Annotated in this window: 12 protein-coding genes; 10 read left to right on the top strand and 2 right to left on the bottom strand. The window is 79.7% G+C overall.

Going from position 1 to position 14,253, the window contains the following annotated elements; genetic code table 11:
- Nucleotides 1–91 precede the first annotated feature (91 nt).
- Nucleotides 92–451 (bottom strand): hypothetical protein, encoded by a 360-nt coding sequence (locus EDC03_RS12755; protein ID WP_123380611.1) that lies wholly within the window; start codon nt 449–451, stop codon nt 92–94.
- Between the two features lie 107 nt (nt 452–558).
- Here EDC03_RS12755 and EDC03_RS12750 point away from each other — a divergent pair, with 107 nt between their 5' ends.
- A complete protein-coding gene (locus EDC03_RS12750; RefSeq protein WP_123380610.1) occupies nt 559–843 on the top strand; it encodes a hypothetical protein in 285 nt (94 codons plus the stop codon).
- A gap of 101 nt (nt 844–944) precedes the next feature.
- On the opposite strand, the gene EDC03_RS12745 is transcribed toward EDC03_RS12750, so the two are convergent.
- Nucleotides 945–2,426, bottom strand: coding sequence for a CCA tRNA nucleotidyltransferase (locus tag EDC03_RS12745; RefSeq protein ID WP_123380703.1), 1,482 nt, complete (start codon nt 2,424–2,426; stop codon nt 945–947).
- Nucleotides 2,427–2,575: 149 nt separating this feature from the next.
- On the opposite strand from EDC03_RS12745, the gene EDC03_RS12740 reads away from it, so the two are divergent.
- The 9 genes from EDC03_RS12740 to EDC03_RS12700 all read left to right on the top strand — a co-directional run bounded on the left by EDC03_RS12740 (nt 2,576) and on the right by EDC03_RS12700 (nt 14,246).
- Nucleotides 2,576–3,121: an NUDIX hydrolase gene (locus EDC03_RS12740; protein ID WP_123380609.1), complete on the top strand. Its 546-nt coding sequence runs from the start codon at nt 2,576–2,578 to the stop codon at nt 3,119–3,121.
- Nucleotides 3,114–5,648 carry a DUF6049 family protein gene (locus EDC03_RS12735; protein ID WP_123380608.1) on the top strand — a complete coding sequence of 845 codons (2,535 nt, stop codon included), beginning with the start codon at nt 3,114–3,116 and terminating at the stop codon, nt 5,646–5,648. Before EDC03_RS12740 ends, EDC03_RS12735 begins: the two co-directional genes overlap by 8 nt.
- Nucleotides 5,645–7,432 carry a murein biosynthesis integral membrane protein MurJ gene (gene murJ, locus EDC03_RS12730; RefSeq protein WP_123380607.1) on the top strand — a complete coding sequence of 596 codons (1,788 nt, stop codon included), beginning with the start codon at nt 5,645–5,647 and terminating at the stop codon, nt 7,430–7,432. The genes EDC03_RS12735 and murJ overlap by 4 nt, the downstream gene beginning before the upstream one ends.
- 145 nt (nt 7,433–7,577) lie before the next feature.
- The gene (locus EDC03_RS12725; protein WP_123380606.1) at nt 7,578–9,605 is read left to right on the top strand and encodes a hypothetical protein; all 2,028 of its coding nucleotides are present in this window, start codon (nt 7,578–7,580) and stop codon (nt 9,603–9,605) included.
- A gap of 35 nt (nt 9,606–9,640) precedes the next feature.
- Nucleotides 9,641–10,405 (top strand): RNA polymerase sigma factor SigM, encoded by a 765-nt coding sequence (sigM, locus tag EDC03_RS12720; protein ID WP_123380605.1) that lies wholly within the window; start codon nt 9,641–9,643, stop codon nt 10,403–10,405.
- Nucleotides 10,402–11,406 carry an anti-sigma factor gene (locus tag EDC03_RS12715; RefSeq protein WP_123380604.1) on the top strand — a complete coding sequence of 335 codons (1,005 nt, stop codon included), beginning with the start codon at nt 10,402–10,404 and terminating at the stop codon, nt 11,404–11,406. Before sigM ends, EDC03_RS12715 begins: the two co-directional genes overlap by 4 nt.
- 151 nt (nt 11,407–11,557) lie before the next feature.
- A complete protein-coding gene (gene trxB, locus EDC03_RS12710) occupies nt 11,558–12,571 on the top strand; it encodes a thioredoxin-disulfide reductase (protein ID WP_123380603.1) in 1,014 nt (337 codons plus the stop codon).
- A gap of 49 nt (nt 12,572–12,620) precedes the next feature.
- A complete protein-coding gene (gene trxA / locus EDC03_RS12705; RefSeq protein ID WP_123380602.1) occupies nt 12,621–12,944 on the top strand; it encodes a thioredoxin in 324 nt (107 codons plus the stop codon).
- Between the two features lie 108 nt (nt 12,945–13,052).
- Nucleotides 13,053–14,246 (top strand): N-acetylmuramoyl-L-alanine amidase, encoded by a 1,194-nt coding sequence (locus EDC03_RS12700; RefSeq protein ID WP_199720223.1) that lies wholly within the window; start codon nt 13,053–13,055, stop codon nt 14,244–14,246.
- Nucleotides 14,247–14,253 lie beyond the last annotated feature (7 nt).

The following is a 14,253-nucleotide window of genomic DNA, read 5'->3' as shown; positions in this document are numbered from 1 at the left end:
AGCCGTGACCGGGCACGACGCGGGCGGCGGCCGACCGTCCCCTGCCGCCCGGCGCCGCTCCACGTGAAACATCGCCGGGGCGCTCGACCGGCTACTGGTCGAAGGACTGCCGCAGGTCGCGGTTGAGCAGCTCGTCGAGACGACGGCGCAGCGGGCGGACCTCGTCGAGCGGCAGCGGCGCCTCACCCAGCAGGGTCCACCGCAGGTCGGCACCGTCCGCGCCGTCGGCTCGGGCGGTGACGTCGAGCCGGACCCGCAGGCCCGGCCGGCCGGGCCAGGGCGAGGACCACAGGACGTGCGCGGGCCCCGCCTCGAGGACGAGCGGCCGGACCTCGCCGGGCTGCAGCAGCAGCCACGGCCGCGCGGGGTCGCCGTCCGGGCGCACGAGGGCCTCGACCACCGCCCACGGCGGCGCGGGCTGGGACCGGCGGCGGGTGGCCAGGGGGTGCACCCCGCGATCCTCGGCCCTGCGGCCGACCGGGTCACACCCGTTCCCACGAGGCCGGGGGTCCACCCGTTCCGGCACCCCCGCGGGCGGCCGTCCGGCACGCTGCGCGGGTGGACGAGCGACAGCAGCACCTCTCCCTCGGCGACGGGCGCTACGAGCGCGCGCCAGAGCGGCCGACCCGAGCGTCCCGGACGTCCCGGCACCGCGGTGGCGGACCGGTCCTCCTCGTCGGCGGGCTCTTCCTGCTGTGGGTCAGCGGAACCGTGGGCGCCTGGACGGTGATCCAGCTCGGGGTGCTCCTCCACGTCGTCGGCGGGCTGTCCGCCCTCGCCGGGCTCTTCCTCCTGCTCGTGAACCTCGACGTCGTCCTGCGGCTCGTCCGCGAGCGCGGCTGACGCCGGCCGACCTGCACAGGTCGGCCGTCGCGCGACCTCCGCGCCCCTGACCTGCGACGACACACCACGGCGCCGACCTGTGCAGGTCGGCGGGGAGGACCTCAGCCCTCGGACGCCTCCGGCTGCTCCGCCCACCACGCGAGGAGCTCGGCGCGGGCGGCGTCCTCGCCGAGCGGCCCGCGGTCCAGCCGCAGCTCGAGCAGGTGCCGGTACGCGCGGCCCACGACCCGGCCGGGCGGGACGCCGAGGGCGGCCATGATCTGCTCGCCGTCGAGGTCGGGGCGCACGGCCGCGAGCTCCTCGGCGGCGGTGAGCTCCTCGATGCGCCGCTCCAGCGCGTCGTAGGAGGCGGAGAGCCGGGCGGCCTTGCGCTGGTTGCGCGTCGTGGAGTCCGAGCGCGTGAGCCGATGCAGCCGGGGCAGCAGCGGCCCGGCGTCGGTGACGTAGCGACGCACCGCCGAGTCGGTCCACTCGCCGCCCGAGAAGCCGTGGAAGCGCAGGTGCAGCTCGACGAGGCGCGCGACCTGCTTCGTCGTGGCGGTGTCGAACCGCAGCGCCCGCATCCGCTTCGTCGTCATCTTGGCGCCGACCACCTCGTGGTGGTGGAAGCTCACGCCGCCGCCCGGCTCGAAGCGGCGGGTGGCCGGCTTGCCGACGTCGTGGAGGAGCGCGGCGAGGCGCAGGACGAGGTCGGGGCCCGGGACGTCGCCGTCGGGGCCGTCCTCGAGCGCCATCGCCTGCTCGAGCACGGTGAGGGTGTGCTCGTAGACGTCCTTGTGGCGGTGGTGCTCGTCGACCTCGAGCTGCAGCGCCGGGAGCTCGGGCAGCACGTGCGCGGCGAGGCCGGTGCCGACGAGCAGCTCCAGCCCCGCCCGCGGGTCCGCGCCCAGCAGCAGCTTCTCGAGCTCCACCCGCACGCGCTCCGCCGAGACCATGGTGATGCGGTCGGCCATGGCCGTCATGGCCTCGACGACGGCGGGCGCCACCCGCAGCCCCAGGGTCGAGCTGAACCGGGCCGCCCGCATCATCCGCAGCGGGTCGTCGGCGAAGGACTCCTCCGGCGCGCGCGGCGTGTGGAGCACGTGGTGGGCCAGGTCGCGCAGGCCGCCGCAGGGGTCGACGAAGGCCCCGTCCGGCAGCGTCACGGCCATGGCGTTGACGGTGAAGTCGCGGCGGACGAGGTCGGCGTCGAGGGAGTCGCCGAACTCGACAGCAGGCTTGCGGGAGACGCGGTCGTAGAGGTCGGTGCGGTACGTCGTCACCTCGACGACGACGTCCCCGCGGCGCCCGCCGACCGTCCCGAAGGCGGCGCCCACGTCCCACGCGGCCTCGCCCCAGCGCCCGACGAGACGGGCCGACTCCTCGGGCCGTGCGCTCGTCGTGAGGTCGAGGTCGGTCGTGGCGGCGGCGCCGAGCCGGCCGAGGAGCGCGTCCCGCACGGGCCCGCCCACGAGGGCCAGCGTGTGGCCGGCCTCGGCGAAGCGGCGGCCCAGCTCCACCGCGTCGGGGGCGAAGGCGAGGAGCGCCGCGACGGCCTCGTCGCGGGCGGCGTCGACCGCCGCGGCGACGGCGGGGGCGGGCACCGGCTCGGGCGCGGGGACGGCGTCAGCGGGCACCGCCCGAGGGTCCCACGGCCGCCGGGCCCCTCCGCCCGGGTCCCGGTCCGGTCACGACCGCCGCGCCGCCCCTCGACGGCGGGGGGCGGGCGGGGACCCGTCGTTACAGTGCTGGCATGCCTGCCCCGTCCGGCCGCCCGCTGCCGCGGGCGCGCGCCTCGCGCGAGGACGACCCGTCCGGGCCGTCCGGCCGCCCGGTGCGCGGCGGCCGGGCCCGCGGGACGACGGTCGAGGAGACCTCCGCCGGCGGGCTCGTCGTGCGCGAGGAGGACGGCGTCCCCCAGGTGGCGCTCATCGCCCGCCTCAACCGCGCCGGCCGGCTCGAGTGGTGCCTGCCGAAGGGCCACCTCGAGGGCGACGAGACGCCGGTCCAGGCCGCCGTCCGCGAGATCGCGGAGGAGACGGGGATCGTCGGCGAGCCGGTCCGCCCGCTCGGCACCATCGACTACTGGTTCACCGCGGACGGCCGCCGCATCCACAAGACCGTCCACCACTTCCTGCTGCGGGCCACCGGGGGCCGCCTGGGCGTCGAGGGCGACCCGGACGCCGAGGCCGTGGACGCCGCGTGGGTGCCGGTGCCCGAGCTGGGCGCCCGCCTGGCCTTCCCCAACGAGCGGCGCATCGCCCGTGCCGCCGAGGACCTGCTCGGCGACGGTGGCTGAGCCGGCGCCGGTCCCGCTGCGCGCCGTGGCCCGGGCCGCGGGGGCGCTCGTGGCGACCGCCCTCCTCGTCGTCCCCCCGGCCGCCGCGGCGACGACGCTGCCGGGCGACGACGGCACGGCGGCCCCGGCCGAGGACGCCCCCGTCGCGGACCCGCCGACCGACGGGGCGGCGGCCGACGACCCGGGCACCGACGTCGCCGCGGTGCCGGACGTCCCCGTCGCCGGGGCCCCCGACGGCGTGTCCGTCGAGGTCACCGCCCTGCGCGACGACCCGCTCACCCCGGACGACGAGCTCGTCGTCGGGCTCCGCGTCGTCAACGGGGACGCCACCGCCGCCACGGGCCTCACGGCCGAGCTGCGCGTCCAGCCGGAGCGGCTCGGCAGCCGGGACGCCGTCGCGGCCTGGGCGGACGCGCCGCCCGACGCCTCGGCGGGCGAGGTCCTCCTCACCCTCCCGCTCGTCGAGCCGCTCGCCCCCGGCACCGGCCGCGACCTCGTGGCGTCCGTGCCCGCGGACGCGCTGGGGCTGCCGTCGCGCCCGTCGTCGTGGGGGCCGCGGGGGCTGGCCGTCGACGTCGTGGACGCGGGCGGCGACCGCCTCGACGCCGACCGCGGGCTCCTCGTGTGGCAGCCCGCCGACGAGACCCCGCTGCCGGCGGGCGAGCCCGTGGCGACGGGCGTCGTCGTGCCCCTCACGGGAGCCGTGCCCGACCCGGCCTCGGCGCTCGTGCCCACGGACGACCTCGCGGCGCTCGTGGACGGCGACGGGCCCGCGGGCGCCGGCGAGGGCCGTCTCGGGCGGCTGCTCGAGGTGGCGCGGCACCCCGCCGCCTCGTGGGCGCTCGACCCCCTCCTCCTCGACTCCACGGCCGAGGACCGTGCCGACCTCGGGGCCGCGGCCCCGCCCGCCGTGGCCGACGACGGCGGCGGCGCCGCCGACCCGACGGACGTCCCGGCGGCGACCGGCGGCACGGACGGGGGCACGGACGGGGGCACGGACGGGGGCACGGACGGCGGGGGCGGCGCCACGACGGAGGACGAGGACGTCCCCGCCGGCGCCGCCGCCTGGCGCGAGCGGCTGCTCGCCACGGCCCCCGACCACGAGGTGCTCGCGCTGCCCCGCGGGGACACCGACCTCCTCTCGGTCGCCGGCGCCGGCCGCCCCGCGCTGTGGGCGGAGGGCCGCCGGCAGGCCCGCGCGGCGCTCGACCGCGCCGGGCTGCCCGTCGACGGCGCGCGGGTGCGCGACGACGTCGTCTGGCCGGCCGGCGGCGTCCTCGGGGACCGGGCCGCCGACCTCGCCGCCGACGCCGCGGGCGACGCCGCCGACGGCCGGCCCGCCTTCCTCCTCGCCCCCGCCGCGACCGGCGCGGCCGGGACCGCCGACGCCGGGACCGACCCCGCGGCGACCGCCGCGGCCGCGGTCCTCGGCGAGGGGGCGGGCGAGGCCGCCGGTGCCCCGGCCCTCGTGGCCGACGGCCCGCTGTCCGCCGCCCTGGCCGCCGTCGGCGACGACCCGGTGGCGGGCGCCCGCCTGCTCGCCGAGACGGCGGCCCTGGCGCGCGAGCCCCGGGCGGACGGCACGGCCGCGCGCGTCCTCGTCGTCGCCCCCCGCGGCTGGGACGTCGGCGTGGCCGACGGCTACGCGGCGCTCGACGCCCTCACCGCGGCGCCGTGGAGCCGGGCCGCCCCCGTCGCCGAGCTGCTCGACCCGGCCGCCGCCGGCACCCCCGTCGCCCTCGACCTGCCCGCCACCGCGGAGGGCACGCCGACGCCGCCGCTGGACGGCACCGCCCTGGCCGCCGCCTCGGACGCCGTCACGGCCGCCCTGCCGCTCGCGGGCGCCCTCGGGGACACCGGCGCCGTCGACGACGCCCGCCTGCGCGCCACGGCGGCGGCCGCCCTCGCCGCCCGGACCGAGAGCGGCTGGGCGGACGCCGTCCTGGCCGTCGCCCGCGCGTCCGTCGCGGCGGCCTCGGGGGTCTCGCTGCTGCAGGGCGGCCAGGTGACGGTCGTCGGCGCCGAGGCGTCCGTGCCCGTCACGGTGAGCAACGACCTCGACCGGCCGGTCGAGGTCGTCGTCGCCGGCCGCTCCGGCTCGCCCCGGCTGCGCGTGCTCGACGACGTCGCCGCCTCCGTCCCCGCGGGCGCCCGCACGCAGGTGCTCGTGCCCGTGGAGGCCGTCGGCGAGGGCGACGCCGTCCTCACCCTCCAGCTCTCCGCCCCGGGCGGCGCCGACCTCGGCGAGCCCGTGTCCGTCCCCGTGCGGGTCCGGCTGGAGTGGGCGGCCTGGGGCACGGCGGGCGTCGCGGCCGCGGGCGGCGTCGTGCTCGTCGCGGGCCTCGTCCGCTCCGTCCGCAGCGCCCGCCGCCGCGCGCCGGGCGAGGGCCCCCGCTCGCCCGCCCCTGCCCCCGGCGCCCCGCCGGTCCCGCACGACCCCGACCACCCCCGCCCCGACGGCGACGACGCGCAGCAGCAGGCCGGTGCCCGGGCGACCCCGCCCCGGCCCGCCCAGGAGGCCCCATGAGCACCCCCGGCCCCCCCGGCACCACGGGGACCCCCCGCCGCGAGGGCGAGGACGACGGCACCACGACGGCGCCCGCCGACCTGCCCGCCACGGCCCCGACGGCGCCCTCGGGCACCGCGACCCCCGCCGCCGCCCCTGCCCCGGGCGGTCCCACGGGCGTGCAGGGCCTCCTGCGCTCGAGCACCGTCATGGCCGCCGGCACCGCCGTCAGCCGCGTGCTCGGCCTGGCCCGGTCCGTCGTGCTCGTCACCGCGGTCGCCGCGGTGGGCACGGGCGCCGACGCCTTCGACGTCGCCAACCGGATCCCCAACATCATCTACCTGCTCATCGCGGGCGGGGTCCTCAACGCCGTCCTCGTGCCGCAGATCGTCCGCGCCTCGCGCGACCCCGACGGCGGGCAGGCCTTCGTCGACCGCCTCGTCACCCTCGTCGTCGTCGGCCTCGCCGCGGTGACCGGCCTCTCGCTCCTGGCCGCGCCGCTCCTCGTGCGGCTGTACGCCGGCGCGTCCGGGGGCGACGAGCTCCTGCGGCTGGCCACGGCCTTCGCGCTCTGGGTCCTGCCGCAGATCTTCTTCTACGGGCTCTACACGGTGCTCGGCCAGGTCCTCAACGCCCGCGGCAGCTTCGGGCCGTACATGTGGGCGCCCGTCGTCAACAACGTCGTCTCCATCGCCGGCCTCGCCGTCTTCATCGGCCTGCACGGGAGCGCGGACCCCGAGGCCGGTCTCGCGTCGATGACGAGCGGCCAGGTGGCCCTGCTCGGCGGCACCGCGACGGCGGGGGTCGTCGCGCAGGCCCTCGTCCTCCTCGTCCCGCTGCGGCGGCTCGGCTTCCGCTGGCGGCCGCGGCTCGGCGTCCGCGGCGTCGGGCTGCGCAGCGCGGGAACCGTCGCGCTGTGGACCTTCGCCGGCATCCTCGTCTCCCAGGCCGGGTACGTCGTGACGACGCAGGTCGCCGTCTACGGGTCGCAGGGCGCCGGCTCGCCCCTGCCCGAGGACGCCGCCGCGCCCCCCGGCCCCGCGGTCCTCGGCCTCGCCTACCTCCTCTACGTCCTGCCGCACTCCCTCGTGGCCGTCTCCGTCGTCACGGCGCTCTTCACGCGCCTGTCCGGGCGCATCTCCTCCGGCGACGAGGACGGCGCCCGCGCCGACATGTCGCTCGGCCTGCGGCTGCTCGGCGTCGTCTCGGTGCTCTCGGCCGCGGGGCTCGTCGTCCTCGGGGGGCCCGTCGGCGTCCTGCTCTTCGGGGCGGGCGGCGGCGAGGACGTCGGCCGGACGACGGCCGCCATGGCCCTCGGCCTGCCCTTCTACAGCGCCCTCTACCTCGTGCAGCGCGGCTTCTACGCCCGCGAGGACGGCAGGCGCCCCTTCGTCGGCGTCGCCGTCGCCGCGGCCACGTCCGCGGTCCTCACCGTCGTCGTCGCCCTCACGCTGCCGGCGGACCTCGTCGTCGTCGGCCTCGGGCTCTCGCAGAGCGTGGGCAACGTCGCGGGCCTCGTCACGGCGCTCGTCCTCCTGCGCCGGCGCACCGGCCCCTTCGACGGCCCCCGCGTCCTGCGCCTGCACGTGCGGGTGCTGCTCGCCGCGGTCGTCGCCGGCCTCGCCGGCTGGGGCGCCTCGGAGGGCGTCCAGGCCCTGCTCGGCGGCATCACCGGCCGGACGTCGGCCCTCGCCGTCGTCCTCGTGGCCGGGGCCGTCGTCGTCGTCGCGTACGTCCTCATGCTCCGGGCGACCCGGGTGCGGGAGCTCGACGACGTGCTCGCCCAGGTCCGCCGCCGCGGCTGACCGCCCCGCGCCGACCCCTCGGCTCCCGGCGACGGCGCCCGGCGGCCGGTCGGTCCCGGCCCCTGTCGTGCCCCGCCCCTACGCTGGGGGCGGCGGTGCCCGGAGCCACCGGGGCGCCGCCGACGGGCCGGGAGGAGGCGCGAGCGTGCAGGCAGCACCACCGCTGCGCGAGGGCGACGCCCTGGCGGGCCGCTACCGGCTGGTGCGCCGCACCGGCGGGACGGCGCCGGACCGGGCGGCCGCGCCGTCCGGCTCGACGACGACGTGGCGCGGCCGCGACCTGCTGCTCGGGCGCCCCGTCGAGCTCCTCGCCGTCGCCGGCGGCGCCCAGGACGTCGTGGACGCCGCCCGCCGGGCCGCGCTCGTCGACGACCCGCGGGTCATGCGGGTCCTCGACGTCGGCACGAGCCGGGCGCCCGACGCCGCGGCCCCCGGCGAGGACGAGCACCCGCTCGCCGACGCCGAGGAGCCCGCCGCGGGCGCCCCGGCCGCCGACCCGGACGCCACCTGGTCCTACGTCGTCACCGAGTCGGTGCCCGGCGAGACGCTCGCGGCCATGGTGCAGCGCCGCGGCCCGCTGCCGGCCTCGCTCGTGCGCACCCTCGTCGGGGAGGCCGCCCAGGCCCTCGAGCGCGCGCGGGCGCTCGGCCTGCACCACCGCCGCCTCACGCCCGCGCACCTGCGCCGGGTCCGCGACGGCGGGGTCGGCGTCACCGGCGTCGAGGTCCACGCCGCCGCGGCGGAGGGCGAGCACCTCGCCGAGGGCGGGGAGCCGACCGGCCCGCTGCCCGTCGTCGACCCCGCCGTCGCCGCCCGGGCGGACGCCGTGGCCCTCGTGGCCCTCGCGTACGCCGGCCTCACCGGCCGCTGGCCCGGGCCCCTGCGGGGCGAGGGCGACGAGCAGGACGCCGGCGTGCCCGACGCCCCCGCGCTGCCGCTGGCGCCCCGCGCGCCGGTCCCGCACGGGCCCGGCGACCAGCCCGTCCCGCCGGCCGACCTCGTCGCCGACGTCCCCGCCGACCTCGACCTGCTGTGCGCCGTGACGCTCGGCCCGCACGAGGACGGCCCGCGGACGCCGGGCGAGCTCGCCGACCAGCTGGCGCCGTGGGACTCCCCCTACGTCGACGGCCGCCCCGGCGGCGGGGCCCGCCCCGTCCGCCGGCCCGCCGTCCCCGCCGCCCGCCGTCCCGCGGGCGGCCCCGCGGCCGACGCCGGTCCCCCCGCCGGGGCCCCCGCCGTCGCCCCGGTCGCCGCCGCCGCGGCCGGGTCCGGCGCGGGCACCTCCGCCGCCGCCACGACGGACGTCCCGCTCGTCGACGCCCCCACGGCCGCCGCGGCCCCCGTCCCGCCCCCCGCGGACGCGGCCGCGCCGGCCCGGGGCGGGTCCCGGCCCGCCCCGCGGCCCGGGGCCTTCGAGACGCCCGCCGCGGGGGTCGCCGCCGTGGCCGCCCCCGCCGACCGCGCCCCGGACGGCAGGGGCGACGACGGGCCGGACGACCCGCACGACCCGGACGGTCCCGAGGGCCCGGACGACGGCGGACGCCGCCGCGCCGGGCGCGGCCGGACGGTCGCCGTCGTGGCCGTCGTCGCGGTCGGCGTCGTCGTGGCGCTCGTGTGGGCGGTCGACGTGCTGACGGGCATCGGCGGCGACGACGACCCCGTGTCCTCGCCGCAGCCCACGGCCACCGGGGGCACGGGCGGCGGCGAGCCGTCGGCGGCCCCGTCGGCGACCCCGACCGACCCCGCCGCCGTCCCCGAGGTCGTCGGGGCGACCGACCTCGACCCGGAGGGCGACGGGGAGGAGGGCCCCGACACCGTCGAGGACGCCCTCGACGGCGACGAGGGCACCGCCTGGCGCACGTCGACGTACGGCTCCACCGCCTTCGGCAACCTCAAGGACGGCGTCGGGTACGCGCTGGACCTCGGCGCCCCCACCCCGGTGCGGGCGGTCACGCTCACGACCCGGGGCAGCGGCGGCACCGTCGAGGTCCGCACGGCCGACGCGCCGGAGGTCGAGGGCTCCACCGTCGTCGCCACGGCCGAGCTGGGCGGCACGGTCGAGGTGCCGCTGCCCGAGGGCACGACGACCGAGCAGCTGGTCCTGTGGTTCACCGAGCTCCCGACGGTCGACGGCGACGCCCGCCTCGAGCTCGTCGAGGTGCAGGTGCGGTGAGGCCGTCCGGCCGCCCGGCCCCGGCGGGCTGAGGCGTGCCGGGAGCGCCGCGGCCGCGCGGCACCGTCGGGGCGGGGGACGCCGCCGACCCGCGGGACGACGCCGCCCTCCTGGCGGCGCACGTGGCGGGCGACCGCGACGCCTTCGGCGTCCTGGCCCGCCGGCACGCGGACCGGCTCTGGCGGGTCGCCTACGGCGTCCTCGGCGACCGCGAGGAGGCCGCCGACGCCGTCCAGGACGCCGTGGTCTCGGCGCTGCGCGCCGCCGACCGCTTCCGCGGGGACGCCGCCGTGACGACGTGGCTCCACCGCATCACCGTCAACGCCAGCCTCGACCGCCTCCGGCGGGCGAAGGTCCGCCGCACCGTGCCCCTCGAGGGCGTGCGGGGCCCGGACGACGACGGCCGCGCCCTCGAGCACGCGGCGCCCGGCGACGCGGCGGCCGACGTCGACCTCGGCGTCGACGTCCGGGCGGTCCTGGCCCTCCTGCCGCCCCACCAGCGCGAGGCCCTCGTCCTCGTCGACCTCGAGGACCTCCCGGTCGCCCGCGCGGCCGAGCTCCTCGGCGTCGCCGTCGGGACCGTGAAGTCGCGCTGCTCGCGCGGCCGGGCCGCGATGGCCGTCATGCTCCGCGAGCGGGGGCTGGACCCCTCGCGCGGGGGCGCCGGCCCGGCCGTGCCCGGCGGGGGCCGGGCGGACGTCGCCCCCGACGGCGGGAACCCGCACGGCCCCCGCCACGTCCCAGAGGACGGGTCCCGGCGCTCCGGGCCCCCCGCCGACACCCCGCAGGAGGAGCCGTGAGCACGTCCGGGCCTCCTGCCGACGGCAGCACCGACGACGGGCGCGGCGGCGGACGTCCCCCCGGCGGCCCCCCGGACCCGTCGCCCGGCCCCTGGACCGGCGGGCACCCGGGCGACGAGCAGGTCGACGCCCTCCTCGACGCCGACCTCCGCGAGGTCCGCGACCGGCGTCCCGACGACGGCACCGTGCCCCCCGAGGCCCAGGTCGCCGCCCACGTCCTCGGCTGCCCCCGCTGCCACGGCGTCCTCGCCGACATGCGCGGGGTCCGGGCGCTGCTGCGCTCCGGCGGCGCTGCTGCGCCCCCGCCGCCGGAGGACCTCGCCGCCCGCATCGCGGCCGCCGTCGCCGACGAGCAGGACCGCGCCCGCGCCGCCCGCCGTGCCGGCCGCCGCCGCACCGCGTTCGCCCTGGCCGCCGCGCTCGTCGTCGTCGGCGGGGCGGGGACGGTCGTCGTCGGGCAGGTGCAGGACGGGTCCTTCGGGGGCGCGGCGAACGAGTCGGCGAGCGCCGGGGGCGGCGGGGGCGCGGACAGCGGTGACAGCGGGGCGTCCGCCGACGTCGCCGCCCCGACCTTCCTCGCCTCCGGCACCGACTACCGCGCCGGCCGTGTCGCCGACCAGCTCGACGCCGCGCTGCGCGGCACCCCGGCCGCCGCGGCGCTCACGCTGAGCCAGGAGTTCTCCAGCGCCTCGGGCGACGCGGGCGCCGGCAGCGCCCCCTCCGCCCCCGACCGCGGCCCCGACGAGGGGGTGGAGGAGGCGATGGCGACCGGGCCCCGGCTGACCGCCGACGACCCGGCGGCCCTCGAGGAGTGCCTCGCCGGCCTGGGCGCGGGCGGGGCCGTCGTCGCCGTGGACGCCGCCGCGTGGGAGGGCGAGCCCGCCGACGTCCTGCTCGTCGGCCACGCCGGGGCGCCCGCGGACGTCCAGGTGTGGGTCGTCCGGGCGGGCTGCCCGGGCGGCGCCGACGCGCTCCTGCACTACGAGGTCGTCGGCGGCTGAGGCCCTCGCCGCCGTCCGTCCGCGGGGAACAGGGCCCGGCGGGGCGCCGTTGACGCCACCGGACGCAGTGGTGCCCCCGGGTGCGGGAGCATGGCGTCCCGCCGGGGCACCGCCGGCAGCAGCAGGACACCGACCGAGGGAGCAAGTCAGCGTGAGCGACGACGTCCGCAACGTGATCATCGTGGGCAGCGGGCCGGCCGGGTACACGGCCGCCATCTACGCCGCGCGGGCCAACCTCTCGCCCCTCGTCGTGGCCGGGTCGGTCACCGCCGGCGGCGCGCTGATGAACACGACGGAGATCGAGAACTTCCCGGGCTTCCCCGAGGGGCTCATGGGCCCCGACCTCATGGAGCGCATGGAGCAGCAGGCCGAGCGCTTCGGCGCCGAGGTGCTCTTCGACGACGTGACCGAGATGCGCCTCGAGGGCGACGTCAAGGAGATCACCGTCGGCGGCGGCACCGTCCACCGCGCCCGCACGGTGATCCTCGCGCTGGGCTCGGCCTACCGCGAGATCGGCCTGGAGAACGAGAAGCGCCTCTCCGGCCGGGGCGTCAGCTGGTGCGCGACGTGCGACGGCTTCTTCTTCAAGGACCAGGACATCGCCGTCGTCGGCGGCGGGGACTCCGCCGTCGAGGAGGCCACCTTCCTCACGCGCTTCGCCCGCTCGGTGACGCTGGTGCACCGCCGTGACGAGCTCCGCGCGTCGAAGGTCATGCAGGACAGGGCCTTCAAGAACGAGAAGATGCAGTTCGCGTGGGACACCGAGGTCGTCGACGTGCTCGGCGAGGACAAGGTCACCGGGCTCCGGGTGCGGAGCACGACCGGCGGCGGCGAGCGGGAGCTCGACGTCACGGGCCTCTTCGTCGCCATCGGCCACGACCCCCGCGTGGACCTCGTCAAGGACCAGGTCACCATCAACGACCACGGCTTCATCGACGTCGACGGCCGCTCGAGCCGCACCAACCTCGCCGGCGTCTTCGCCTGCGGCGACGTCATCGACCACGAGTACATGCAGGCCATCACCGCCGCCGGCAGCGGCTGCACCGCCGCCCTCGACGCGGAGAAGTACCTCGCCGAGCTCGGGGACGCCGGCAGCCCGGCACCCGACGCCAGCCTCGTCGAGGGCAAGCCGGAGATGGCCGGCACCGCCGGGAACCGGCCCTGACGCCGTCCCGCCCCGCTCGCCCGCACGACCGCAGCCCGAGGAGCACCGCATGACCACCACCGCCGTCACCGACGACACCTTCGACGCCGAGGTCCTCCGGGCCGACCGGCCGGTCCTCGTCGACTTCTGGGCGCCCTGGTGCGGCCCGTGCCGCCAGGTCGCCCCGATCCTCGAGGAGCTGGCCACCGAGTACGCGGACAAGATCCGCGTCGTCAAGGTCAACACCGACGAGAACCCCGGGATCGCGGCGCGCTACGGCATCACCTCGATCCCCACGCTCACCGTCTACAGCGGCGGCGAGCCCGTGACGACCGTCGTCGGCGCCCGGCCCAAGCCCGCGCTCGTCCGGGAGCTCGCCGACCACCTGCTCTGACGCACCGCCCGCACCACCCGTCGACGGCTCCCGACCCCCGCGGTCGGGAGCCGTCGTCGTGCCGGCCCCGCCGGCGCCCGTCCCGCCCGCCGACGCCCAGGAGCCCCCGTGACGTCCCCGACGCCCGACCCCGACGACGCCCCCCGCACCTTCCTGCTCCGGCGCGGGGACAGCGGCCCCCGGGTCGCCGCGCTGCGCGACGTTCTCGTCCGGGCCGGCGCCGCCGACGCCGCCGCCGACGGCCCCGCCGCCGAGGTCTTCGACGAGGCGCTCGAGCGGGTCGTGCGCGCCGTCCAGCAGGAGCGGGGCCTCCGGGCGGACGGCGTCGTGGGCCGGCACACGTCCCGTGCGCTCGACGGCGCGCGCTGGCGCCTGGGCGACCGCGTGCTCCGCCACGTGCCGGGGCACCTCCTCCACGGCGAGGACGTCGCCGAGCTGCAGGGGCGGCTGCTCGCCCTCGGCCTCCTCGACGACCGGCGGGACGGCCGCCTCGGGCCGCGGACGGAGGCCGGCGTCCGCGAGCTCCAGCGGAGCACGGGCGTGGCGGTCGACGGCGTCGTCGGCCCCCGCACCCTGGAGGCGCTGCGCGGCCTCGACCGCTCCGTCGTGGGCGGGGACCCGTCGGCGCTGCGCGACGTCGAGCGCACCGCGCAGGCCCGGCGCCGGGCCACCGGGCGCGTCGTCGTCCTCGACCCGGCGCACGGCGGCCCCGAGAGCGGTGCGACCGGCCACGGACTGCGGGAGGCGGACGTCGTCCTCGACCTCGCCCAGCGGGTCGAGGGGCGGCTGCAGGCCGCCGGCACGACGGCGGTCCTCACCCGGGGGGCGGCGCAGAACCCGACCTCCGAGGAGCGGGCCGCGCTGGCCGCCGACGTGGCCGCGGACGTCGTCCTCGTCCTCCACGCCGACGCGCTGACGCCCCCGGGACGCGACCACGACGCGCCCCCGCCGCCCTCGCCCGCCTCCGGCGTCGCCACCTTCTCCTGGGGCACCGCCCGCTCCCGCTCCACGGAGGGGGCCCGCCTCGCGGGCCTCGTCCAGCGCGAGCTCGTCGTCCGCACCGGGCTCGCCGACTGCGGCAGCCACACCTGGGACAGCGACGTCCTGCGCCTCACCGCCATGCCGGCCGTCCGCGTCGAGGTGGGCTACCTCACCTCCCCGGACGACGCGGCCCTGCTCGCCGACCCGGCGGCCCGCGACCGCGTCGCCGAGGCCCTCGTCGCCGCCGTCCACCGCTTCTTCCTCGTGGCGGACGAGGACGTGCCCACGGGCGTGCTGACCGTGGTGCCGCCGCCGGCCTGACCGCACG

Origin of the sequence: Pseudokineococcus lusitanus, from assembly GCF_003751265.1 — a bacterium.
GTDB classification, from domain to species: Bacteria; Actinomycetota; Actinomycetes; order Actinomycetales; family Quadrisphaeraceae; genus Pseudokineococcus; species Pseudokineococcus lusitanus.
This window is presented reverse-complemented; position numbering and strand designations above follow the sequence as displayed.